The following is a 26,180-nucleotide window of genomic DNA, read 5'->3' on the forward strand; positions in this document are numbered from 1 at the left end:
GAGTTTAGAAAATCAATTGTTGGTTTTAATCGTTTATATAATCAACAAAACCCACCCCTACTAATTCTTAAACATTTACAAATTCACTTCTTGTTGTTGAAATAAATAAAAATAATGATTTCTTAAAGCCATTAATTGGGCATGACTTCCTTGTTCGATGACTCTACCACCATCCATGACGACAATGATATCTGCATTTCTGACAGTGTTGAGACGATGAGTAATGAAAAATACTGTTGTTCCTTTGAATGCTTGTGCTAAGTTGAGGCAGACTTGCCGTTCTGTAGGATAATCTAAGGCGCTGGTTGCTTCGTCTAGAACTAATAATTTTGGTTTTTGCAAAACTGAACGCGCGATCGCTATTCTTTGTCTTTGCCCACCGGAAAGTGCAGTACCCCTCTCGCCGACTCGCGTATTGTAACCGTTAGGTAAGTTCATAATAAATTCGTGAGCGACTGCAATTTTGGCAGCTTCGATAATTTCTTCTGTTGTGGCATCAGGATTGGTGAGAGCTATATTTTCTTGGACTGTACCATCAAATAACAGCGTATCTTGAGGAACAACACCAATTTGTCGGCGCAGAGAATAAAGTTCTACTTTGGCTATATCATAACCATCAACTAAAATCCTGCCGGATTCTGGCTCATACAACCGGATTAATAATTTCATTAAAGTACTTTTACCTGCACCACTTTTGCCAACAATTCCCACAAATTTACCGACAGGAAAATCTAGGCTGACATTGTCAAGTTGTAGCGCACTACCTGTATTAAAGCGGAAAGAGATATTTTCATATTTTACCGCTCCTATAATTGCAGGTAAGGGAATATTGTAACGGTCTGATTCTGCTTCTTGTGGTGTATCAACAATATCGCTTAAACGTTCCAAAGACAAGGCTGTTTCTTGGAAGCTTTGCCAAAGTTGTGCCAAACGTAATATCGGACTAGTGACATAACCAGAGATAATTCTAAAGGCAATTAATTCTCCTAAAGTTAATTCTCCTTGCAACACTAAATAAGCACCCAACCAAAGCACCAGCAGGCTACTTAATTTATTGAGAAAATTGCTAGTAGAATTAGCGAGAGTGGAAGTAACTACAGTTTTAAATCCAGCAGCAACATAACGAGCATAACGCTCTTGCCATGAAAAGCGCGATCGCATTTCGATATTTTGCGCTTTTACGGTTTGAATACCAGACATAACCTCAACCAGGTAAGATTGAGTTTGGGCATTGCGTTCTGCTTTGCTACGTAGTTGTTTACTAACTGTGGGAGAAGCAATCAAAGTGATAATTATAAATACTGGAATTGTTGCTAAACCAACTAGCGTTAGTTGCCAGCTGTAAATGAGCATGACGATGATATAAACCACTGAAAATAGAGCATCTAAACCCACTGTTAAAGCAGTGCCAGTGAGAAAAGAGCGAATATTTTCTAACTCGTTGATGCGGGTGGAAAGTTCTCCAACTGGACGACGTTCAAAATAGCGTAATGGTAGACGTAGCAAGTGGTCAATAATTTCTGAACCCAAACCCATATCGATACGATTAGTAGTATCGACAAATAAGTAAGTTCGCAGTGTACTAAGTACAGCTTCAAATAAGCTTACTACTAACAGTAAAACACCTAAAATATGCAAGGTATTTATACTGTTTTGAGCAATGACTTTATCGATAATTAACTGAATAACTAGTGGGTTAGCTAGGGCTGCCAATTGTACAAAAAATGAAGCAATAAAAACTTCTAACAGTACACGGCGGTAGCGTGATAAATAGGGAAGAAACCATTGTAAACCGAAACGTTCCTGGGGTGTCGTTTTGCTGGGAGAAAGTAGCAATACCTTTGCTTGTGATGGATAGCTGTTTTCTTCTGCATTCAATTGGGTAACTACTTCAGCCGGTTTGCAACGCAGAATTCCTTGTTCTGGTACACCTAAAACAACAATGCGCGAGCTTGCTTCATAAACAACTGCATAACTATCACCGTAGGAAATCAGCGCTGGTGTTGGGATGCGCGTGACACTAGCAACAGGTATATCTACTAATTGCGCCCTAAGTCCGATTAATTCTGCTAAGTAGGCACAAACAGGAAAAGATATGTTCCCAGTACGTTTGAGTTGCTCATTTAAGACGCGGCGAACAACTTCCCGTCGAAACGGTATTTGTAGATATTGGCACAACATTTGAAAGCAGGCGATCGCACTCTTTAATTCTCCCCTGCCATGTACAAATGGATACTTTTTGATTTTCTGCTCTGTCTTGGCAGTAGTAAAATCTGGTGGCGATTCTTCCTCTGGTGCGTAAGGAATATCAAGATTGTCTGTATGATTTAATTGACTCTGTTGTATCTGAGTTTGTATCTGATAACTATGAGGTAATAAAGTTGAGCTACTTAACCCAACTAAACGCGCTGAATTTTTCCCCTTCACCTCAAGTACATCTTGTTCAACGCTCGATTCCAAACGAGAACCAACAGGAAATTCAGTTATTACTCCACCGCCACTGACAAACCAAATGTATTCTCTATCTAACTGGTGAAATGAAGTTTTACCTGGTGGGAGGTGATGTACCTTTGCTTCTGGCAATGCTGTTTGAGCAAGTTCTTTAATATTAATATTCGCTTGAGCTTGTACTTGTTGTTGCGCACCTAAAATATCAAATATTTCGATTAAATGACACTGATTTTGACGAGCATCGCCAAAAGTTGAATACTCATCAAGCAAACGCGAATAGTCTATGGAACTGATTGTTAAACATATAACTTCAGTTGAAGCGATCGCTGTTTCACAAGCTACGTTTCTCAGTAAACTAATTTCGCCAATAATTGCTCCTGGTTCTAGCAATTTTATCGTAGTTGGCATTTGGGTGCGGGGGTCATATGCCAACAATCGTATTTTACCTTCATAAAGAATTGCTATGCGGTCGGGAATTCTTTCTTTGTCAAGAATCTTTTGACCGATGCGATAGCGCCAAGGTTGTAATTTTTGTGAGAAATTTGTGACTAATGCAGTTGGTAATTTGTCAAAACCTTTGATAGTAGAAATAAATTCCTGAAAAGAGCTTTGAATATAAGTCATGATAATTGTAAATTATAGCAGTTCTATCTGATTTCAAAAATGCCGAGAATAAGAAACCACAAAGTACACAAAGAGAAAGAATAAAAAAATGAAGTTTTTGTAAATGTTTTAAGATTAATATAGAGTTTTTGCTAATAGTTAATTACCATTATCAATTAGCTATTAGCTATTAGCTATTAGTTATTAACTATTAACGATTAGTAGTAGCAATTAATTCAGATTGATGAATCTGCCAATTCTGTGCTGAAATTTGCATTTGTAGCCATTGATGAAAACGTTCATTGATTAATCGTTGACGCATCGAAGCTTCTAACTTAGCTGTTAGCAATTTTTCTAGACGAACAATCACAATCCAATCGCCTACTTGGGTAGGTGGTAATAATTGCTGTGGTTGACAGGATAATAATAATTTCGCTAAAACTGGATGAAGTGCTTGTAATTCTACTGGCCCTATTAAACCATCTGTTTCCTTTTCTGGGCCTTGTGCAAATTCTCGTGCTAGTTGGATAAAAGACTGCTCTCCTTCTTTGATGCGAAAGTAAATTTCTTGGGCAATACCTAGATCAGTAGTTCTTATCAGAGAATAAACAACGCGATCTAATAAGGGTTTGCGTTGAATAAAATAAGCATCTAAATCTTTTCCCCAGTTATTTTGTTTGAATTTTTCTAGTTTTAATTGTCGAACAGCCAGCGCTTCAAATTGCTTGGCACTCATGTTATTTTGCTGCAACCAAAGCTGAAGCATAGCATCAGAAGTGAGTTGATATTGTTGAGCCAATTGTTGACAAGCAAGCTTAGTCTCCTGTTGCGTACACTCAATTTCTGCTATTGCTTGGCTGATGACTATCTCTTTTACTAGCTGTGGTAGCAGTTGGTATTCTGCTAGCAGTGGTAAAACTTCTGTGGCTGTCAGTGTGCGATCGCCTACTTGCAGAACTGGAGACATAAAACTTTTCAAAGGAATTGCGATAGTAGTAGATTTTCTCAAACTAATTAGTCACAGAAGGTTAAACTCAGGTTAAAAAAAGTGAATTGCATTCAGGCTCAATATGTGCGTTTGGAATTGTACACAGTCTACTCAAGCCATATTTATGCTTGTGATACTATTTCACGAAAAGGTTGATATGGATGTACCCCACCGCCTACGGCACCTCCCCTTAGTAAGGGGAGGTTGGGAGGGGTTGAATATGAATCACTCAAAAAGTTAAATGGTATGAGGTGTATCCTAATTTAGGACATCAAAAAGACGCTATGGCAGTCCTAAATCATTCGTGAAAACCAACATTAACGAACTCCTGAAGTTAAATTAGGTTTATCTGAAACGGTGAAATTGTTTGCAGTTTGAACCTGGCTCCGCAAACAGTACACTTTCTCACCCTCACTCACTTTCATCTCTAAGAGTTGAGTCGCGATCACTTTAAGATTGCACATCCTTACCCAGCTTTACTTTCTGAGTATAAATTTTGAAAATTGCTTCTCGCCCCGACAGTTCCCGGCGATCGCTAACACTTGACGGTTAAATCGAGCAAGACGCAATAGAGCAGGATCTAAGACTTCAGAACGATTCGTGGCTGCTAGCACAATCACCGTTGTAACGAGTGCAAAAAAACGATAACCCCCTGGAGAACTTAGCAAACCATAGGATGATGATTTAGTATTTTCTCTCCTTCAGCATTACAGGGTGTTGTTTCATTTCTGGGCTTATTTGATTAACTACGGCATAAAAGTTAAAACAAGCGTCTCGAACTCAGAGGATTGACTAGTTCAGTCTGAGGTGTTAATCCCCAAAGCCAAGCATTGCGCTTATCGTTCATTGAAGAGGTGATGTTTGTCTGTGTCATAACAGTTTCTTGAGAGTTAGTCAATGGCTGTGCTTCTCGTCTCCATGCTCGTTTAGAAAGCTCGGAAAGAGAAATTCCAGCAAATACAATAAACACAGCAATCCACGTTTCAGCCGGGCGTCGCGCTAATGCCTAAACAATAACGAGGGTAGAGGCGGTGCCGTAGGGCAATACGAACGACTTTATAAAGAAAGCGTAAATGAGAGGGAGAAGGTTGTTCTTTAATGGGGCATTACTATCATCAATTTTGATAATTTGAGACGTTTGAGTTGTGAGTATTGAAGACATAATGAGCGTAGATTTTTCTGGGAGGAGTTCTTAAATCCCAAACGATTCTTAGCCATGAAAGTAGCTTCAGAATGTAATGGGTAACATCTATCTCCCACCAGTAGAAGCCTTGCCGTTCTGAAGCAGGATAATAATGATGATTATTATGCCAACCTTCGCCGAGAGTAATTAGAGCTAAAAACCAATTATTGCGACTACTATCTGTTGTGTTAAAACGACGATAACCAAAGATATGGGCAAGAGAATTAATTGTAAAAGTCGTGTGATAAAGTAGCAAAGTACTTAAACAAAATCCCCACACAAGCATCTGTAACCCAGTCGTTTTTAGCTGAGGAAAGCACAATTGCAACACTATACCAATTGCAGTTAAAATGATTGCTAGTACAATAGGAACTGTCATATGGAAACGGTTTAACCACCGCAACTCTGGATATTGTGCAAAATCTCGGACTTGCTTTTCGTCTGTTTTGGAATATTTAGGACACATCACCCAGCCAACGTGCGACCACCAGAAACCATTAACAATGGGGGAATGAATATCCTGTTCTGTATCTGCATAGCGATGGTGATGACGATGACGCGCTGCCCACCATAACGGGCCTAACTGAGCTGAGGAATTACCTAAAACAGCAAGAATAAACTGAAACCAACGCGTTGTTTTATAAGTGCGATGTGAAAAATAACGGTGGTATCCTGCTGTGATCCCAAACATTCGTATGAACCAAAGTGTAAGGCATGTAATGAGAGCAGTCCAACTAAAACCCACCCAAAAAATTAATAGACTACTAATATGAATTGATATAAAAGGAATATTGCCTAAGATATCTATTTTATATTCTTGTCTTGATAACATATGCAAGCTCTTGAATCATTTTTGGAAATAGCAATTATTACTATAAAAAACTATAAAAACTTTGTTTAAATATTTGTAATATTGCGCTCTTCTAGTTATAGTAATCAGGTTTTTATCTACTGTCGTCGCTCTTAAGAGCTAACCAGTGTTCATAGAGAAGCTCTGAATTTGTACTCCTCCAGTATGACAGATGGGTGCTTGAGATTAAGTTTTGGCAAAGGTTAGAGAAGTATAAGATGAGTGAATAGCGTTTGAATTTGTTACAAAACTTTAAATACTTGGATGACATTACACTCGTTTTCTGACTTTTGTATGATTTAACTAGAGCAAAAGATGTTTAGCATAAGAAAAAGTATAAAATCCTTAGTGTTCATAAAAATTTAAGTTTAGAAATTTTCATATGAGTTTTTTGTCTTATGGTCAGGCGATCGCTCCAAGCATCACATATTGGAATTCAACAGGCAAAAAGAGCGTTTGCCCGCAAGGGGTGGACTCAGGAAAATTTGGCGTTAGAAGTCGGGCTTAAAGACTAGACAACCCATTTGGCGGTTTTTCTCTGTCCGGTTGAGCGTCATATATTTGTGGAAATTTGTTCGATATTGGAATTGAATTGGCGCGAGATCGCTGCCGATCCCACAGAACTTGCCCAGGCTCCTGTCTTAGATATTGATGTCTTGGTGCAACAGGTGCGATCGCAACGCCAGGAAAAAATTCAAAATCAGTGTGGGATTTTGCAGTTATTGGATATCAGCCGTCCTGTTGGAATCGATGACATATACATTGATGTCAATATTCTCGAAGACATCCCAAGCCAACAGCAACAGCAAGTACTGCAATGCTACTATGATGCCAATCAGTTATTGCTCGATTGCTTGAATAGTAATTGTGAGGTGACAGCTGCGATCAGGCAGGAAATTGAAGCAACTTTATTGTTGCCTCAAAAGGAACTTGAAGATAGGGAATGGCAATAGCATTGAGATGAAAAATAAATGTCCCTGGGGAAGTTTCCCACAGGGTACAAAAACAGTAAACTCAATGCATCTCAATCAAATTAGCTAAAATTTGCAATCAAGCGATCGCTATTCTTAGGTAATACTCAAATTCACTTTCACAACAAAATCGTTGTAATCTTTGTCGCCGCCTCCTAGTAAATCCTCAAAACAAAAGATGTTATTGTCTAACAAATGCATATGATCTATCTTGTCTGGGTTCGCTCCTAAGAATGGGAAGTACACCGCTGGATCGTTATTAGCATTGCCATCTAAAATTGCTTCCGGTTTGCCATTCGCAATCATAAATGGTGCATAGATGCTGCCAGGCTGAAAAATGCTTGTATAAGTGGCTTGGTTGCTCACAGTTATGTCAATGCCTGGAATACGTGCACCCACAGCAGCTTGAGTATAGCCAGCTTGCCCAGGCAAAATGTCTGCCGTGCCATCACTATTAATATCAATGCCACCCATCTCATCGGTTATCTGATAGAAGCCGACAAAGTTCTTGAATGCTGCTTTTGTGTTAACCACAAATTCAACTTTCACTTGCTGTGTCACATCCCGCAAATCAATTAGTTTTTTTTCTAGCTTTTCTTGCCAGCTTTTACCTAAATGATGAAACGAGTTATTTTTGTCCTCGTAATCTGGGATGTTCGGAGTGGGATTAAGCAAATTCAGTGGCTTGTCTAATTCCAGGATGATAAATTCGTTGTTATCAATGGCGGGCGGTCGTCCCACTGAAAAGGGATAATTGTTATCGTTGGCAACCAAAAGCGTTTTAGCATCTAGTACCAACACATCTTCGATAGTTTGGAAGGGGAAAGTAAACCTGCTGCTGCCATCTTGATTCAAGTCATTAGGATCTTGAATATTCAGCAGATCGGCGATTTCTTCTTTGGCAACAAAGCCATTGTCATCTTGTTTCGATAAGTCAACTTTAAAGATTTTCTTGAATCTGGCTTCAGCACCTTGATTGTTATCTCGCTCAATCACCAGATATTCGTTGTGGTTGATGGCGGTAAAGTCACCAATGGCATGATTGGGGTTTTCCAACTGGTAGTAGCCAAATAGTCCCATATATTGCTCAGATGCTACATCAAACTCGTAGATGCGTAGCGAACCAGCAGGATCGCCAAAGACAGTGCCTTCAAGCAACGGATACAGAGTTTGTTTATCTGGGCTAATTGCTAAACCCTCAAAGCCTCTGGAACGAGCAAGATTTGAGACAACTGGCTCACCTACAAAGCGATCGCGCACGAGATCGCCTGTACCGGGAAAGTCGGTAAAGTAACCGTCAACCCCTAAATTGATAAACTGCTCAAATTCTTTTTGCGGATCACCGTTGTAATCAGATGCTAGGAAAATGCCTTCGTTGCGGAAGGTATAGGAATGTACCAGCAAGCCTGCGGCGTGGGCATCTTTTACCAAAGAAGTGGGAGTACCCAGAACCCTATCGGCATCAGTAATTGTGCCATCGCCATCCAAGTCATCTGGTTTACCATCACCATCACGATCTACTGTTTCGGCAGGGACAATCAACCGTTTATTAGGGCCAATTCCAGTAGCATACTCTGCAATTTTAGCCAGTTCTGCGGGACTAGTGAGGTCGCCATATGTGCGGGAATCGCCACTGACAACAAAATCATAAGGCTTGCCTGTTAAGCCACCAAATAGCTGAATCAGAGGTAAATCAATGCCAGCCTTTGGCATCAAGTCATTTTTCAGTTCCTTGAGATTGCCTACCTCAAAAGACTGAATAAATACCCGCTTTGGATCGGTGAAGTTGTTAGCAACTAAGGTATCAACTAACTTCTCACCCAAATTGATACCGATATTTGCAAAGTAGGTAGGATGCTTAGTTTCTGGATATATGCCTATTTTGCGGCCAGTTTCTTGTTCAACCTGCTTCACCAAATCAATGATTTCTGTGAGAGTAGGAACCTTTAAGTTGTCGTTGTCAAATTTGGTTGAGCGCAGATTGGGTAGACGTTCAATGGCATTGAGGGTTTTCAGTTCTGCCAAAGTCAAATCTTCGGTAAACCAACCCGTGACACTACGTCCATCGATAATTTTGGTAGTTTTGCGATCGCTAAACTCTGGACGCAAGTAAATGTCTGTACTAGTGTCGGTGGTATTCACGCTGCCATCGGCATTGAGAATTGCCAGGGCATTTTCGTGCCGGGCTACCAAAACCCCATCCTTTGTAGCTACCAAATCCGGCTCGATGAAATCTGCCCCATCAGCGATCGCTAATTTGTAGGCTACCAAAGTGTGTTCTGGACGTAAACCACTTGCACCCCGATGCCCAATCACAATAGGTGCATTGCCATCAAGGGTTTGAAACTCGGTCTTTTTGAGTACATCGGGATGATCGGGCGATCGCACAATCTCTGCGGTAATTCGGTCGCGTGCTACATCGCCCGTACCAGGAAAATCAGTAAAGTAGCCATCAACACCTAAATTAATAAACTGCTTGTATTCCTGTGCAGGATCGCCGTCATAATCTGATGCCAAGTAACGTTCTTCATCGCGGAAGGTATAGGGGTGTACCAATAGCCCGGTATCATGGGCATCTTCTACTAGAGAAGTTGGTTCGGTGAGGGTTTTGTCAGCATCATTAATCACACCGTCGCCGTTAATATCGTCGGGTTTTCCATCGCCATCTTTATCGACAGCTTTCACCGAGATGATCATCCGCTTCCACGGGCCGATACCATCAGCATAGGTGGCTATTTCTTGTAAGCCTTCTGGTGTCCGTAAATCTGCGTAGGTGCGAGAATCACCATTCACAACGAAGTCGTAGGGCTGCGTTTCAATTAGGGTTCCATCATCTCTGACATCAACTGCATCTAAGAGTTGAACTAGAGGGATGTCGGTTTTTTGATTTAGTTCTTTGAGGTTGTTGACTTCAAAAGACTGGATAAATATCCGATTTGGATTTGTAAATCCAGTTTTTTCTAAAGTTGCCAGCAGAGGTTCTTCGAGAGACAAGCCGAGGTTATCGTGGAAAGTCGGGTGTTTGGTTTCCGGATAGATACCGATTTTACGTCCCGTGTCTGTTTCAACCTGTTTAACTAGTTCGATGATTTCCTCAAACGTAGGAATTTCATACACGCCGTTAAACGCTTGGGTACGGAAATCTTGCGGCATCTTTGCTCGCAGTGTTTTGATTTCTGCCAGGGTAAAGTCAGAAGCAAAAAAGCCTTCTTCTGCCTTGCCATCAACAATTTTCGTTGTTTTGCGATCGCTAAACTCTGGACGATCTGCAACGTCGGTGGTAGCAATTAAGTTGGGTTCGTGGCGAGCAATTAATACACCGTCCTTAGTAGAAACTAGGTCAGGCTCGATGAAGTCTGCTCCCCGCTCAATTGCTAATTTATAGGCTCCTAGAGTATGTTCTGGTAGTTCGCCGCTAGCACCCCGATGTCCAATTACAATTGGCGGTTTACCATTCAATGTATTTAAATTGACTGTATTTGGTGTGGGGATGGGAGCATCTAACAGCTTGCCAGTGGCATCGAAATGAAGTAAATAAGGGCCAAATTCGTCTCCAATCCAGATTGTGCCATCAGCAGCGATCGCGATAGATTCCACATCGAAATCTGCACCAGTTAAGAGGCGATCGCTTGTATTTCCATTCACAATCTCGAAGGGAACTTTGCGATCGGGATCAGATAATTGGATAAAGTCCAACACTTTGGCACTACCATCACCCCCAACCTCTGCACCTCGGAAGCTAGGATCGATGCGATAAATCCGCAGCAGGTAATCTGCACTGTTGTTCTTAGCGCCAAAACCGTTGTCAGAAAGGAACCAGAAGGAATTTTCGTCGGCAAATTGAACACCGCTAAATCCTTGCACTGGTTGTTTATCAAATGGAACAGTGCGTCCGTTGGTATTACCTGTAATTGCACTGCCTGATGGAGGCCCTTCTGCGAAGGTATCGGCTGGGAGTGAGGCGAAACCCTTCAGTGTAACCTTGGGTGGAGAAGTCACCTCCAAATTGTTGGGTAATTCCAAAAGACCCAATTTTAAAGGAAGAGAATCAACTTTAATGCCAGTACTGCCATCAGGATTTGTTTGAGTTTCTGTCACACCAAAATCGTTATCGTTGAGCAGAGCCAGAGTGTTAGGTGCTACCAGTGCTAATCCTTCTAGTTTTTCAACTCCGGTATAACCAAGTTGAGCAGCATTGGCAATGAGGCTCTTGTTGACAGGGGTGATTTTGGCAGTGGCTAACTCTTCAGTAGTTAACTGTTCAATGGTTTTACCTGTAGGCAATGTACCGAACAATTCCGGATTATTGATATTAGTTGCTCCTGCCAAATCAATCTGGTAGAGCAATTTGTTGGCAGCGTTATCACTTTCATCGTCTCGCTCTATAACCACGAATTTGCCATTGCCGAGAGCGACAGCATCACCTATTTTGTCAGTTCCCGGTAAACCTTCCAGGATGTATAGATACTCTCCCGTTACCTGCTTTGTCACTATATCAAATTCTAGAATTCGCAAATTGCGAGAATTTCTAGAAGTTGCATCATTGCTGACATCTGGATTATCAATTGCACTTTGAATAAAGGCATAAAGTTTTGTACCATCGAGCGCCACAGCTTCAAAGCCACGATTATTCCGTCTTTGGGCGTAAACAGCAGGTAGGGCGGGTGTACCGTAAAAAGTGCCGCCATTTTTGCTCGCGTCAGTAGCATCACCTTCGGGAATGAAGCGATCAATTAGTTTACCGTTGCTATCAAAGTGGTAAATTGCCGGGCGGTACTCATCCACCATCCACAAGTCGCCATTGGGGGCAACAACAATCCCCTCCAAGTCTGCACCCAACGGATCGTTTTGCAGGGTTTTGTTGGCTAGATCGACAGGAATTTCATCAGTGTAAGCCGTACCGCTTGTGGAAGCTTGCAGGTTGGGTAGTCCTGTGAGCGGGGTTGTGCCATCTTGTCGAAATAATCCTGTTCTCTTGGTAATGGTAATCTCACCAGTGGTGCGGTTAAGTTCAAAACTAACTACTTCTGGCTGAAAGTCTGGCAGAGGAAATGGTCTGTTGGCACCGATGCTTTCTCCATTTGGCCCGCGATCGGTGTGGGTGACAAACTTGAGATTGCCATTTGCAGCAAGTCCTTGGAAATACAGCCCGGAGAAACCGCCCAGGAAAATATCTTGTCCAGAAGAGGTGGTTCCCAACTTGGGCAGGTTGTTAAATTCGTAAATACTTAGTTTTGGTTGTGCCACAGGAGTACGGGGATTATAACTAGTGGTGTCAATATTTAGTTGTTCGGGGAAGGTTTTGGCAATGTTTTCCCAAGGTACGAGCTTAAAGTTAGTGTTGATATTTTCATCATCAACTGTTACGGCAGGTTCATTGGAGCCATCCTGGGTGACAAATAAGCCAAATGGAAATTTGGAGCCAAGCGGTACATTTATGACATCTGCGCCATCTGACTCTTGCACGCTGTCAATTGCACCGTTGTTACCTACACCAAAGCGCCCGATGTATTCGTTGTTGCCTTCACGGGTATAAGCTACAAAGGTGTTATCTCCTTGACTGGATGCTAGTAAATAACCTGTGCCGTTTTTGCCGTAGTAGATGGTTAATCCTTCAACATCGTCGCTGAGGTAATTGCCGCCCAAGGCTTTGACTTTATCGATTAGTTTACCTGTTGTGCCACCATCGGGTTCTGCTTGGAACTTCCAGATACCCACATTTTCCTGCCCAATATAAAGGAAGCCGGTTTCTTGATCGGCAACCATTCCTTCAGTTTGCGGATCGACTCCATCAGCTGTGGGTATGGTAAATTCCCGCACTCGTTCAGCCCCAATTTTGCCATTACCTTTGTCTATGAGTTTGAACTGTGCTATGTCTCCAGTTTCGCGACGATTGGCAAAGACGTAGTAATCATTGGTGATGGGGCTGCGGTACATGGCAACTCCGTAAGCACTCCGCGATGATGGCTCATAGGGAGGACTAAAGGGTGCGGCTTGGAAGAGAGTGCTGATACTGCTGTCGGTAATGTCTTCTAAATATTGACCGGGGGTGGTAGGATTCGGGTTAATTTTGAAAATTGCTAGTTTGTCGTTTTGGCGATCGCTAGCAACGGCAATATCTATTGATTGACCATCCAATCTAAAACCATATTGCAAATCAATGTTGTTGTAGCGAATACCACCAGGATTTATTTCCTGCAACAGATTTCCAGACAAGCTATAAACCCGCAATCCGGCATTTTTAACTGCTGTTAGTACGAGGCTTTTAGCGGAATCAGTCGCATTTACATAGATAGCAGGATCGTCAGCATCAGCACGTTGACTTGTGGGCAGTGTTTCATCGTCCAGTAGATCGGGACGGGTTTCAACTCTGGGAGCAGCGGTGGGAACTACATCTGCATCCAAAGCTAGGATTTGGGTAAATTGGGTTTGGCTGAAGTTATTGTCACTCACCAAAACTATCGATTGTCTGCCATCTGGTAATTTGGGGCCGAAGGCTATACCCTCGATATTATCTGTACCTGTGGGCAAGTTGAGGGAATCGAGATTCAATAACAGTCGCTTTTGGGCAGGTTGAATTGCCGCTAGTTGAGTTTCGCTGAGATTATCGAGAGAGTCGATGGTGCTGATGTCGGTTGCACCTTGAAGCGAAATTTCATAGATTTTGCTCGTATTGCCTGTGCCGGGAACTCCAGAGGAGAAAGAACGCTCCAGTGCCAGTAAAGTCCCACGATTGTCAATTGCCAGTAAATCTACTAACCCATTAGTATTAAATCCATCTGCCGGGTTTGGCGGTACAGCTACCGGATCGGTGATGTAGAGGTATTCCTTTTCTGGCTGTCCGGTAACTAAGTTGTATTGCAGAATGCGAGAGCGGGTGCCAGTGGTAGTAGAGGCAACTGCCCCGTCTTGGAAGAGGGCGTTTTCGGTAGCTGTAAATAGAGTTTTCTGGTTGGGTGTGATGGTGAGGCTTTCAAAGGCTAAGTTGTTGCGAACACCAGATGTCTGCGTATCGCCTGCATCAACAGCACCATTGCCGTTGGTATCCTCTACTACTGGTAAAAACTTTTTGGGTATGGGCAGAGAACGTACTTCCTCTCCGGTAACCACGGAAAACTCTTTGATAAAAGGATCGCTAACTCGTCCTGCACTAGGATTAACTTCACCCTCAGAAGAGACGAAAACCGTGCCGTTGTTGGTGAGGGCAATACCTTCAGGATCGAGGCTGTTGAGTGCAAAGAAGTTGCCATTACTATCTTTGAGGGGCGTAACATTGGTAAAAGTTACTCCCGCAGTGGCTATGTTAGCTAAATCGACAGTGAAAGTATAGAAGCGGGCAGGGGCAAATTGAGAGCGATCGTCTGAGATAGCATAGAACTGGTTGTTAGCAGCATCGTAGGTAATACCCGATAGTCCACCCAAAGCAGTCGGTGTTCCATTTACACTTCCTGCGACACCAGGGGGAATAAAGCCTGTAGGGAAAGTAGTTTGTCCCTGAAATTCGGCGCTGGGAATAGTCTTACCTGGTTCCGTTGCTCCTAACTGCACATCTACCCGCACCAGACGGTGATCTGAACTGGGAAAACCACCGGGAAGATTAGGATCGAAAGTGCCTACTAAGGGAAATAAAGGATCGGTATTGAGGGGCCAAAATACTCCTGAATCAGCAATTGTCAAGTCAACAGAAGGTAACACGTAATCTGTTCGCAGGTTCCCAGGAGTCGAATCAACAAAATCTGCGGTGTCAAAGCTGGGATTACCCTTTTGATTGAGGTTTGCACCACCCTGTAAAATTGTCTGTTGAGGAGCGCCGGGACTGGTGGGGATGAAATTAGTATTGATATTGGGGTTCTGCAAAAGTTGCAGAATAGCGTTGTTATAACTGTCACCATCAAATGGATCGGCATTTTGGTCGCCCATAATCACAAAACGCGAGCCAGCAGCTAGTCCACCTTGTTTGCCACCATCATCATAAATGTAATCTCCTTTACCAGGAGTGATGTAATCTGCCCAAAAGCGAATTTCATCGTGGTTGCGCTTGCCGTTGCGGTCTTCCTGACCATCAAACACTGGTGGTGTAGGATGGCTAACAAGGACGTGAATTGTCTCTCCATTCACCTGTATGGGTACATCCCAGTGACTCTTTGAGGAAAGCCGCAAAATATTTTGTTCCTCTGGCGAGTACCAAGGTTCAGAAGAGCCAGGAGTGGCAATGGTAGATAGCAAAGATCCAGGCATATCCTTCCAGAGGAAATTTTGGAAGGTGCGGACATTGGCAGTATCGATAGGATGTTTGGAGAGCAGCACCATGCCAAATTGTCCGGGGAAATTGCCAAAACCTAAGGCATCATCGCCGTATCCTGGTGTTTCTGGAGTAGTTACTACTACACCGTTGTTGTTTAAATCAAATCCCGAAGCAATACCAGTATTGGAGGGAGCAATGTAAACATAGGGGTAGCTCACGGGAGTTGCACCATTTTGACTAACACCAAGATAATTTTCCAAGAAAAGTTGGACTGGTTGCAAAGGATTTTCTTGGATGTAGTCAAACTCGTTGATCAGTAAGATATCCGGGTTGGTACGTTGGATAATTTCGGCAACAGCTTTTGCCTGAGCATTATCGGGCGTAGATAAATCGGTTACTAACTGACCTTCAGTATTGCGATTGAGGGAAGCATTAAACTGAGCAAAACGGATTGTGCTAGAAGTTTCCATCTTGATTATGAGTTGATGAGCGCTAATAAATAGCTGGGATGAAAGCGAAAATTGCAAAGTTACGCTTCTCTTTTTCTTCCGTAGGAATGTGACAAGTTGAATTAACTACCGTAGCTGGAAGTTAACCAGAGAGCGCTGTATGCTTTTTGGTATAAATTTGTATTCAGTAAAAGAAAATACCCCAAAAATATTAAGAATTAGCTAGCAAAAGGTTAAGAACGAGGATTATTTGCTGAGAAAAATTGAAGTAAAAAATTGACAAGTTTGTGATTATGAATCACGGTATGATGAGAAAATATATCCTCAAATTATAGTTCCTTAGATTTTTTCGCTACACCGATGAGGAGCTCAACTTGTATCGATACATCAGGAAAGGCTAGGGCTAAAATAGTGCCTGTGGTGAGTGTCAGTTCAGTTGTGTATTGCCCATTTTTGAGTTCACGAAATACTTTTAGTTGCGGTGTTTTCAGGTTGACAACCCAATATTCAGTAATGTCTGCCTCAGCGTAAATTTCTTTTTTCTCACCTAAATCTTTGCTGAGAGTGGCATTGGAGAATTCAATCACCCAAAAAATATCTTCAGGGTAAGGATGGTGTTCTAGGTAGACTTCACCTAAGGTTTTGACAAGGCAATGTCCCAAGTCGGGAAACCCGCAAGGGCATAGTGGCTCCCCTTTCTAAGGGGTTGGGGGATATGAGTGCGTAAGTCCCAATACCTACCCATTGAGACTCAAGAGAATATTATGTATAATTATTGAAAATAATTATTATTTGCTCAACCACTTTGTTGCTGTAGAAAAATCGGGGAAGTAACACAACCCGATCGCCTACGGCACCTCACGCTAGTCTGCACAACGGGGGGAACCCCCACAAGCGTCTGCCTCTCCTTGATAAGGGGAGGTTTGGAGGGGTTAAACATATATCACTCAAAAACTGAATTGGCATAATACATTCTCAGAAAATCCACTGCGATAAAACTCCCATATAGCTGCTTCAAATATATCAAGATAAAACTTAAAAATGCATATACTAACAGAAGAAGAATATGACCAGTTGTGTGAAGAAAGTATCAAAACAAATGGTAAACGATTACTAAATCATGATGGTTTTGATGAGATTTGTCAATGGGAAAATCAATTTGCTACAGGATTATTTTACGAAGTTGAACTACGTCCCGGACTAAGACTGATAATTGCAGATGTAATACATCATCAAGAGTTAAAATTTTGGTCTCACCACGAACAATCCTATCCATTAATTTCTAAGTTTCATATTTCTGGGGATTTACGAACAATTACACCGGGAATAAAAGAAATTCCTGATGATTATATTGAATCAGTAGGAAGAAACTATTTATTTTATTTACCTAATGTAGATGAAATTCATAATTTTTCAGATGGAGAGTATGAATCAGTGATAGTTATTCATATAGATATTGATGTATTTAAAACTTTCAGTCAAGGCTTTGAATATTTACCAACTTCCTTACAAGCGTTAATCAAGAAAAATTCTCCACCCAGGTTTCATTATACTGTTGGAAAAATTACATCAGCAATGTTTGTGGTTTTGCAGCAAATTCTTAAACCCCCTTTTCAGGGAATGATGAAGCGGATGTATCTAGAAAGTAGAGTTTTAGAATTATTGGCACTGCAATTAAATCAGTTTTTGCATCAAGAACAAGCTATTCGAGCAGTTGGAAATTTAAGACCTGTAGATATTGAAAAAACCTATTATGCTAGAGATATTTTAATTCGTCGAATCGAGAATCCACCCTCACTAATTGATTTAGCAAAATTAGTCGGTTTTGGCGTTCGCAAACTGCGTTACTGTTTTCAAGAGGTGTTTGGAACTACGGTATTCGGATATTTGCACGATTATCGCATGGAGCAAGCAAAAATGATGTTAGCTGAAAGTAAAATGCAAGTTGCAGAAGTAGCGAATGCTGTTGGCTATTCACATTTGGGTTATTTTGCCAAGGCTTTTAAAGAAAAATTTGGAGTTTCACCAAAAGAATTCCAATTGGGTAACAAGCCGCTTAAATAATATCATGAGAGGATTTAAGCAGATTGTGTTACTTTACTATTCTTCACGATAAACTTCTCTACGATGACCTATTCTGACTACAGTTATTAATAAAATATCATCACAAATATTGTATAAAATACGATAATTACCTACTCTAACTCGATAGCGGTTTTCGCCGTTCTTAAGTTTTCCAACGCCACTAGGACGTGGGTCGTTTGCAAGTTTATCAATTTTCCTTTGGATGCGTTCTTGCAGTTCTAGAGAGTTCTAGAGAAAGTTTATTAAATTGCTTCAATGCACCCTTAGAAAATTCAACTTTATAAATCATGCAATATTTCTTTTCATATTCCGTTTAATCTCTTCCCAAGGAATAGTACCGTTTTCTGCTATATCTTTTAATCCTTCTTCAAATTCTCTTTCATCCTCTTTATCTTCTTGATTACGAATTTTGAGTAGTTCTAAAATTTCTTGTAAAGTGTCATCATAAGCATTTTCTAACTCAGCATAAATTGCCTTGAGTAATGCTTGTTTATCTATTGTATGTTCCATATTTAAACCTCGTCGTCGAGAGAAGTTACTTTTGTCTTTAATTTCACGCTCACAAAAAGCTTAAAGCTTAGATTCATCTTGGTAAATTTACTTAGCTGATTTACGCCATTCTTGTCCAAGACAAACTGTTTCATCAAAAGTAGGGTCGTTTTCAAATCTACCCGCAACTTTTAACCACCAGGTTTCTTTTCTCTTGAGGGATTCAGCTAATGTTTGTTTAATCTTTGCTAGTTCTTTTTCTAAAATTGCAACTCGCATTTCTAGTTGTTGAGAATATTCTTCAAGCTGCTGATTAGTCATTTGTGGTGGATAGCAAACTCTCTTAAAATTATACCGCTTTTTACGCAAGTAACCTTCGTCCAACATGATTAGAACACAAGTCATACAATCATGCCATAAATCACACAAAGAGAGAATGAAAACTATCTTTCCTTCTGCCCTACCCTACCCTGCGGGAAGGGCTACTCTGCGAGAAGCCGCTTTGCGTCTACGCCCAACGCCGAACGGGTACTCTATGAGAAGCCGCTTCGCGTCTACGGCAGCCCCCAACCCTTACGGGAAGCCCTCCGAGTTCGCCAGTTCACGCCAGTCGCTACCAACGGATACGCCGCAAGGGCGCGCTGGCTCCTTTATGCCGGGGAAGCCGTCCACCAGACTGGCTCACCGCTTTGTGTCTACGCCGGAAACTGCCAAGACGGGGGCTACCTCACCTCCTAGCGTCTGCCTTCTGCCTTATTTTCAAGACAGTATTTTATATTTTTGCTAAAAAGCCACTTAAGTGATAGAAAAAAGCACTTCTACAGATAGACGGAACTAGATCAAACCTCGTAATCTAACTCTACTAGGGTATTTGAGAATCTTTGTCTACAGGTGTAGGAGTTATGCAAAAATTTTTAGTGGCTTTTGGACGGTTAAATTGGCAGTTATGGATTGTAGCTTTGGTATTAGTTACATCGCAACCAGTTTGGGCTGATACAAAACCAGAAAATGATGCAGAGATTCCCCAGTTGAGCGAAATCGAACTTCCTGCAACTAGCGCTCGAATGTTGGTACAGTCATCAACTAATTCCCCTATTTCCCAAGAGGATGTTGTAACCATTACGGGTGTGAAAGCAAATCCCACAGATAAAGGTGTCGAAGTGATTTTAGAGACAACCCAAGGAGAACAACTGCTAGTTACAAATCGCAGTACGGGTAATAATTTTATTGCAGATATCACTGGTGGGCAGTTGCGTTTACCTGATGGCAATGCTTTCACGTTTAAGTCGGAGAAGCCCATTGAGGGAATTACAGAGATAACAGTTACAAATGTTAACGCGAATACTGTGCGAGTAACAGTGGTTGGAGAGAAAGCTTTACCGATGGTTGAGTTATTTGATGATGATGCAGGGCTGGTTTTTGGTGTAGCATCTACGGCAACGGTGATACAAAACCCCACCCTTCCCTCCCCTTACCAAGGGGAGGGACAGAGGGAGGGGTCGCAACCTGAAGAAAAGCCAGCGAGTGAAACACCACCAGAGAAACCAGCAGCGCAGCAGGATGAGCCGATTGAATTGGTTGTTACGGGGGAACAGGATAGCTATACCGTACCGAATGCAAGCACGGCGACACGGACAGATACACCCTTGCGTGATATCCCCCAGTCGATTCAAGTTGTACCACAACAGGTCATAGAAGACCGCAAACCAGCAAATTTAACTGAAGCAGTAGAAACCGTTAGTGGTGTAAGTAGTGGAGGAGAAAATTTTGGTGTAGGTGTAACAAGTAGAGTAATTCGAGGGTTTGTTAGCGACGGAAATTTCCGCAACGGTTTTCGAGATACAGATGCCTTCACCCCCACAGCACTGGGGACAGTCGAGCAAGTGGAAGTGCTAAAAGGGCCAGCCTCAGTTTTGTTTGGGGCTGTAGAACCAGGTGGAATTGTCAATGTTACTACCAAGCAACCCCTAAGTAAACCTTATTATGAACTTGCATTTGAGGCAGGAAATTATGGACTTTATCAGCCCAGCATTGATTTATCTGGGCCGTTGAGTACAGATCAAAATATGCTCTATCGCTTCATCGCCAGTTATCGAGCTTCGGATAGTTTTGTCGATTTTGCTAATTCAGAACTGATTACAATTGCTCCCTCTATTGCTTGGAAATTAAGCGATCGCACGAATTTAAACCTTTACTATGAGTACATTCACTCTGATCTGAGGCCTTTTAAGGCAGATGTTCCCGTTTTCAGTGACAATACGTTTGGCTTACCTCGAAATTTCTATGCCGGCTATCCCGATATTGACTTCGCTACTAAAGATGTCCACAAATTTGGTTACATCCTAAACCATCAATTTAATGACGATTGGCAACTTCGCAATAATATTTCAGTTGTTCTTAATTCAGCTAGAGATACCTTTACCATTTTCTCTGACCTGGTTGAAGATCGCATCCTACAAGAAAGTACTGTTTATAAACGTGAATATCCAATCAATAACTATTTTGGACAAATCGATTTACTGGGCAAGTTCAAGACAGGAGCAATTGAACACCAGCTTTTGGTAGGTTTTGATGCCAATCGCAATGTTGAAAACTTTAAGAGCATTACTGGCGAAGGCCCAGGTGATTTGGATCTTCAGAACCCGAACTACGATACTTCAGATTACCAGTTTGTACCCAACTCTCGCTTCGCTTTCTATGAGCCTATTCAATCTTATGGGGTCTACCTGCAAGACCAAATCACACTTCTAGACAACCTAAAGCTCCTGATTGGTGGACGCTTTGATTGGGTTGAACGAACATTTGATGTTGAGGGTGAACCTGCTGTTGAGCAGAATGATAACGCCTTTAGCCCCCGAATTGGGTTGGTTTATCAGCCTAGTGATACTATTTCTCTCTATGCCAGCTATAGCCAATCATTTATTCCTACCTTTGGAGCCAACCCAGATGGTAGAGCATTCAAACCGACCAAAGGAAAACAGTATGAAGCTGGTATTAAAGCTGATTTTCTAGAGGGAAGGCTTTCGACAACATTAGCCGCTTATCAAATCACTAAGTCGAATGTAACAACCCCCGATCCCAACAACCCTACTTTCTCTATACAAGTAGGTGAACAACGGAGTCGAGGGATTGAGTTAGATATTGCCGGTGAGATTTTGCCTGGATGGAAGGTGATTGCTTCTTATGCCTATACCGATGCAGAAGTCACTGAAGATAATGCTACCCCAGTAGGTAATCGATTAAACAACGTGCCAGAGAATCAAGCCAGTCTCTGGACAACTTATGAAATTCAGAAAGGCAATTTGCAGGGCTTAGGGTTTGGTTTGGGGCTGTTCTATGTTGGCGATCGGCAAGGTGATTTGGATAATTCGTTTGTATTGCCAAGCTACTTCCGCACAGATGCAGCAATTTATTATCGTAGAGATGGCCTGAAAGCAGCTATTAATGTCCGTAATTTATTTGATGTAACCTACTATAATTATTCTTTCGGAAGATTCTATAACCAATTGGGCGATCCCTTTACAATAATCGGCTCAATCAGTTGGGAGTTTTAACTGGCTCCCTTGTTGGCTTCGGCTAAACACCTTGGTACTATGTTTTTACGTCGCTTTACCTGCCTGCTGTTATTGGGAGTTTTGACGTTTGGATTTATTTTGACTTGTAGCAGAAATCTGAATGACAGTGCTACAAACTTAAAACAGCCAATGGAAAACTGTCTTAATGTGCAACATTTGATGGGAGAAACTTGTGTCCCTCTCAATCCGCAAAGAGTTATTACACTATGGTCAAGTTTTTTGGCTAATACACTAGCTTTAGGGATTAAACCAATTGCAACAGCATACGATTTAGGTTTGCCTTTTCCAGAATATCTTCAAGACAAAGTAGATAAAATTGAATTGATTGGAAGCGTAAATGAACCAAACCTTGAGAAGATTTTGCTCCTGAAGCCCGATCTAATTTTGGCTCATCCTTATGTTCCAAATATTTACTACAAGCATCTCTCTAAAATTGCACCTACGGTTATAATCGGACATTCTGATGTAGGCACTCGTCGTTGGGATCAAGATTTGGTAGACATTGCCAAAATCTTACATCAAGAAGAAACTTTCAATAAATTAATGAAGGAATATTGGCAGTATATTGAAATACTAAAAAAAGCTTTGAACATTGGCACAGCGTCTCAAAATAATAATCACTGTTACCAAATGCAAGTATCAGTTGCCTCAACAAATGCATTATCTGGAATTTGGTCTTATGGAGAAAAAAGTCCTGTTGGCACAGTTATAAATGATATTGGACTACAACGTCCGCCATCACAAAAGGGAGATTTTTACTATGTAGAAAATATTTCTGAAGAGCGCTTATCTGATATTGATGGTGATGTTCTCTTCTTTTTATCATGGGGAAGCAGGAGTGCTAAAGAAGCTTTAGAAAAGCTCCAAAAAAAACCGTTGTGGCGACAACTGAAAGCGGTTCAACAAAATAAGACATATATTGTAGACGGTTCACATTGGCATGATGGTGACATCATGGCAGTCAAGGCAATACTTGATGACTTATATAAATATCTGGTCAAGACTCCCTAAACTAAGCTTTTAAATTGGTTATCCTCTAAAAATATAACAATATTTTACCGAGTTACACTCAATTTTAAGGATATGTTTGATGTGGAATGTTTTTCATCTGCTTAGTTCAGAGAGGCTATATACTAAAATGACCTATTTACTGTAAAAGGTACAAATTTGTGTGAGTTTTGATAAGTCAGGAACACCCCAAAATGTGTTTACGCCGTCTCATCTATTGGCTGTTTCTAAGTATATTAACTTGCTTTTTTATTTCAGCTTGTAATATGAACATGAGTCAAAATGCTACAAGGCTGAGGCAGCCATTAGAAGAGTGCCGAGTCGTACAACACGTTATGGGGAAAACTTGTGTTCCCAAAAGTCCTGAGCGTCTTGTTACTATCTTTCATGTTACTTTAGGTAATGCGCTTGTACTTGGTATCAAACCGATCGGTAGCGCTACAGGTTTAAATAGCTCGCAAAAAGAAGATTTTGCTACATATTTGAAAGATAAAATAGTAGGAATAAAACAATTAGGCAGTCAATATGAGCCTAATATAGAGATGCTATTACTAGTTAAACCCGATCTAATTTTAGGTTGGGAAATAGTGCAAAGAACTTATCCTATTATTTCTCAAATTAGTCCTACGGTATTGGGTAAGTGGCAAGGTGAGCCGTTGTGGAGAGAATATTTTCATTTTGTAGCTGAAGTATTGGGAAAAGAAGAAGCTGAACAACAAGCTTGGAATCACTACTATCGACGAATAAAAGAATTGAAAATAGCCTTAAATAATCAATATACAAGTAAAACAATCTCTGTTATTTCTGTTTATAGCGGTTCACCAATAAATATAATTACCAAAAACTCATTCGTTGGTTCAATTCTGAATGATATTGGGCTGCCACGTCCGAAAACACAAAGTGTTGTTGTGCCTGGTGGTAGTTATGTAATTTCCGAGGAGAACCTAAAAGATGCGGATGGTGATATTCTATTCATATTATTCACTGGCAATAATAATGATAGGAAAGCTATTGAAGAACTACAACAAAAGCCCCTTTGGAAAACACTTAAAGCTGTTCAGCAAGGCCAAGTATATTCTGTAGATGAATTAACTTGGGTCGGATCTAACTTACTTGCTGCTGATGCAGTTATTGATGACCTCTATAAATACCTCGTCAAAAATCCCTAAATCATGGCTATAAACATCTTATTCGTTTGCAAATCCTGCCACTAAACTAAAAGCCTTGTTGATTAAACCAAGCTTCTAAATCAACCATTCTCTGAAAATCTAACAGCGCTATGCCCATATTTTCTAATTTTTCCAAAGGCAGAGCTTCAACACGCTGACGTAGTTCTTGAGATAATTCTCCTACCCGTCAGGTTAGTTGATCTGTATTCACTCTGACCAATTTTCTATTTTGAGGTTAGGAATTTGTGAAAAATCTTGATAATTGCGTGTTGCTACTATTGCATTTTGAGTGAGAGCAATGGAGGTAATTATTAAGTCTTTTTCAATTTTCTTTTTCGCTAGAGCTTTGGAGTTTTGCCGTAAAGTTTGGTAACAATTTTCGGCATGGAAGTCAAAATTTAAAACAGTTATTACCTTGATAAACTCTGTGGTTTTCCATAGCTTTTTATAAAGGTTAGCAAGATTATTAGCTTGTGCGGGGTCATGTAATCTACCAACCCAACCGTTGAATAGCTCTTGCACAGTAACTACAGTAATCGCTACGTTATTATAATGCTTTTCTACTTGGGCAATTATGGATTTATTCCCAGCTAAAAACAGTGAGACATGATCAGTATCGAGAATCCAGAAGCTCATATATCGCTGTCTTGTTCGCGCTCTGCTCTGATTTCTTTCATGATTTCCATAAAATCTGGATCGTCTTTAAAGATACCTGCAAATCTCATCAAAGAGTTTTTTGGATTAGATAGCTGTATTGGTGCCGGAATCTTGATTATTTCGGCTTTAGCAAGACGTTTATGTAATAGTTGTTGAACTTTTTTAACTGCCCCTTCTTTTGTTTCGTCTCTAATTTGGCAATCAGGGATTTCTAGGACAGTTGCTACAGTAAAACCATCAGTTGTACTTTCTAATAATATGCTCCAGTTATCCATAAGATTTTTCTGGGATGTCATTGATATAATTAGCTGATACTTCCATTTTATCAGAACTTATACCCCTATTTTTTTGTTAATTTACCACTAGAAAAAAGCACAACAGCCTTACTAAATTTATGCAACTATATATTGAAAACCCCAAAGGAACTGTAGTTTGGAAACAGATTCCGGAACTTTTACATTTCGCGATTTCCACACAAATCCCACCTGTAGCCATACAAAATTATATTAATCAACAAATATCACTCTCAAACTAAAAACCTTGTTGATTAACCAAGCTTCTAAGTCAGCCATTTCCTGAAAATCTAACAGCGCTACGCCCAGATTTTCTAATTGTTCCAAACGGAGAGCTTCAACACACTGACGCACTTCTTGAGATAATTCTCCTACCCGTCGGGTTAATAGACGCAAAATGAGCGCTCTTTCTGTTTGTACTGCTCGTTTTTCTTCCTCCTGTAATCCCCTTCCTCAAGGATTTCCTAATAAATTACTGCTAGCGCATCATACCCTCCCGAAATAATTGTTGGATTAAGTCCTTCCTATATTTTAATTCCGCTAAGATTTGCGTATAAGCAGATATTTCTCCTCGTTTGTTCACAGCAACTTGATTCACTTGTTCCACAACTCGTTGTAATAAAACTTGTGGTTGGTTGGTGGCGGCTAATGGTGCTAATGGTAACAAAGCTTCATCATTGAGAAATATTTCCAGGTTTTCCTCCCACATTCGCATTACCCGATATTCATGACGAGTAGTTTCTGTTGAAGGATGTTTCGATGACTGTTTCTGGGGTTGGGGGAAGCAATAGGACAACAACTTGAGTGATTGGGAGACGATACAACCGATACAACCTCACCCAATAATCAAGCATTCGCAAAGGAAGTGGTGGTGTAGATTCCAGTTTGGTTTGAAATTCTAGGTGTAAAATCCGTTCTTGTAGCTGTAAAAATGTCACGTAATCAGCGCGTATTGGTTCAATACTCAGTTCGGTTTTGAGAATTTTGACGTTGGTTTGTGGTGTACCTAAAACCCAACTGGCAAAGTTAACGGGGTATTTTTCCGATAGTAATTTGCAGAGATTATCAAAGGACATTGAGGATGAGGAAACGTTCAACTAGTTTATATTTTTACAATTCTTTTGGTTCTAAATTATTTTGAGAATAATAATTTGGATTGAAATC

At 40.9% G+C, this 26,180-nt stretch carries 15 protein-coding genes and 4 pseudogenes; 5 read left to right on the forward strand and 14 right to left on the reverse strand.

The window, feature by feature from the left end:
* Positions 1-75 precede the first annotated feature (75 nt).
* The 5 genes from QUB80_RS18020 to QUB80_RS18040 form a co-directional block, all read right to left on the reverse strand.
* On the reverse strand, positions 76-3,075 hold the full coding sequence (locus QUB80_RS18020; protein WP_289790885.1) for a peptidase domain-containing ABC transporter: 3,000 nt from the start codon (positions 3,073-3,075) through the stop codon (positions 76-78).
* 190 nt (positions 3,076-3,265) lie between these two features.
* Complete coding sequence (locus QUB80_RS18025) at positions 3,266-4,021, reverse strand: peptidylprolyl isomerase (protein ID WP_289790886.1); 756 nt, start codon at positions 4,019-4,021, stop codon at positions 3,266-3,268.
* Between the two features lie 497 nt (positions 4,022-4,518).
* The gene (locus QUB80_RS18030; protein ID WP_289790887.1) at positions 4,519-4,710 is read right to left on the reverse strand and encodes an AAA family ATPase; all 192 of its coding nucleotides are present in this window, start codon (positions 4,708-4,710) and stop codon (positions 4,519-4,521) included.
* 92 nt (positions 4,711-4,802) lie between these two features.
* Complete coding sequence (locus QUB80_RS18035) at positions 4,803-5,012, reverse strand: hypothetical protein (RefSeq protein ID WP_289790888.1); 210 nt, start codon at positions 5,010-5,012, stop codon at positions 4,803-4,805.
* A gap of 145 nt (positions 5,013-5,157) precedes the next feature.
* Positions 5,158-5,916, reverse strand: coding sequence for an acyl-CoA desaturase (locus QUB80_RS18040; protein ID WP_289790889.1), 759 nt, complete (start codon positions 5,914-5,916; stop codon positions 5,158-5,160).
* A gap of 557 nt (positions 5,917-6,473) precedes the next feature.
* Between QUB80_RS18040 and QUB80_RS18045 the strand changes: the two are divergent.
* Positions 6,474-7,028 (forward strand): annotated as a pseudogene (locus QUB80_RS18045) (NACHT C-terminal helical domain 2-containing protein).
* 114 nt (positions 7,029-7,142) lie between these two features.
* Here QUB80_RS18045 and QUB80_RS18050 read toward each other — a convergent pair.
* Together QUB80_RS18050 and QUB80_RS18055 are read right to left on the reverse strand one after the other, a co-directional pair.
* Positions 7,143-15,761, reverse strand: a complete 8,619-nt coding sequence (locus QUB80_RS18050) for a phytase (protein ID WP_289790891.1) — start codon at positions 15,759-15,761, stop codon at positions 7,143-7,145.
* 308 nt (positions 15,762-16,069) lie between these two features.
* Positions 16,070-16,387: pseudogene (locus QUB80_RS18055) on the reverse strand (Uma2 family endonuclease); the annotation flags it as partial.
* Between the two features lie 394 nt (positions 16,388-16,781).
* Here QUB80_RS18055 and QUB80_RS18060 point away from each other — a divergent pair.
* Entirely contained in the window at positions 16,782-17,804 is a 1,023-nt protein-coding gene (locus tag QUB80_RS18060) for a helix-turn-helix transcriptional regulator (protein WP_289790892.1), read from the forward strand.
* A 36-nt stretch (positions 17,805-17,840) separates the two neighbouring features.
* On the opposite strand, the gene QUB80_RS18065 is transcribed toward QUB80_RS18060, so the two are convergent.
* The 3 genes from QUB80_RS18065 to QUB80_RS18075 form a co-directional block, all read right to left on the reverse strand.
* Positions 17,841-18,041, reverse strand: coding sequence for a type II toxin-antitoxin system RelE family toxin (locus QUB80_RS18065; RefSeq protein ID WP_336622327.1), 201 nt, complete (start codon positions 18,039-18,041; stop codon positions 17,841-17,843).
* Positions 18,042-18,110: 69 nt separating this feature from the next.
* The gene (locus QUB80_RS18070; protein WP_289790893.1) at positions 18,111-18,335 is read right to left on the reverse strand and encodes a hypothetical protein; all 225 of its coding nucleotides are present in this window, start codon (positions 18,333-18,335) and stop codon (positions 18,111-18,113) included.
* A gap of 87 nt (positions 18,336-18,422) precedes the next feature.
* The gene (locus QUB80_RS18075; RefSeq protein ID WP_289790894.1) at positions 18,423-18,635 is read right to left on the reverse strand and encodes a hypothetical protein; all 213 of its coding nucleotides are present in this window, start codon (positions 18,633-18,635) and stop codon (positions 18,423-18,425) included.
* 581 nt (positions 18,636-19,216) lie between these two features.
* Here QUB80_RS18075 and QUB80_RS18080 point away from each other — a divergent pair.
* From QUB80_RS18080 to QUB80_RS18090, 3 genes are all read left to right on the forward strand, one after another.
* On the forward strand, positions 19,217-21,868 hold the full coding sequence (locus QUB80_RS18080; RefSeq protein ID WP_289790895.1) for a TonB-dependent siderophore receptor: 2,652 nt from the start codon (positions 19,217-19,219) through the stop codon (positions 21,866-21,868).
* A gap of 39 nt (positions 21,869-21,907) precedes the next feature.
* Positions 21,908-22,900, forward strand: a complete 993-nt coding sequence (locus tag QUB80_RS18085) for an iron-siderophore ABC transporter substrate-binding protein (RefSeq protein ID WP_289790896.1) — start codon at positions 21,908-21,910, stop codon at positions 22,898-22,900.
* 263 nt (positions 22,901-23,163) lie between these two features.
* Complete coding sequence (locus QUB80_RS18090; protein WP_289790897.1) at positions 23,164-24,066, forward strand: iron-siderophore ABC transporter substrate-binding protein; 903 nt, start codon at positions 23,164-23,166, stop codon at positions 24,064-24,066.
* A 46-nt stretch (positions 24,067-24,112) separates the two neighbouring features.
* Here QUB80_RS18090 and QUB80_RS18095 read toward each other — a convergent pair.
* The 4 genes and pseudogenes from QUB80_RS18095 to QUB80_RS18110 all read right to left on the reverse strand — a co-directional run.
* Positions 24,113-24,241 (reverse strand): annotated as a pseudogene (locus QUB80_RS18095) (DUF4351 domain-containing protein); the annotation flags it as partial.
* Between the two features lie 32 nt (positions 24,242-24,273).
* Positions 24,274-24,702 (reverse strand): type II toxin-antitoxin system VapC family toxin, encoded by a 429-nt coding sequence (locus QUB80_RS18100; protein ID WP_289790898.1) that lies wholly within the window; start codon positions 24,700-24,702, stop codon positions 24,274-24,276.
* Positions 24,699-24,998 carry a hypothetical protein gene (locus QUB80_RS18105; RefSeq protein WP_289790899.1) on the reverse strand — a complete coding sequence of 100 codons (300 nt, stop codon included), beginning with the start codon at positions 24,996-24,998 and terminating at the stop codon, positions 24,699-24,701. Before QUB80_RS18105 ends, QUB80_RS18100 begins: the two co-directional genes overlap by 4 nt.
* 231 nt (positions 24,999-25,229) lie before the next feature.
* A pseudogene (locus QUB80_RS18110) lies at positions 25,230-26,092 on the reverse strand (Rpn family recombination-promoting nuclease/putative transposase).
* Positions 26,093-26,180: the final 88 nt, after the last annotated feature.

Origin of the sequence: Chlorogloeopsis sp. ULAP01, assembly GCF_030381805.1 — a bacterium.
Classification (GTDB): domain Bacteria; phylum Cyanobacteriota; class Cyanobacteriia; order Cyanobacteriales; family Nostocaceae; genus Chlorogloeopsis.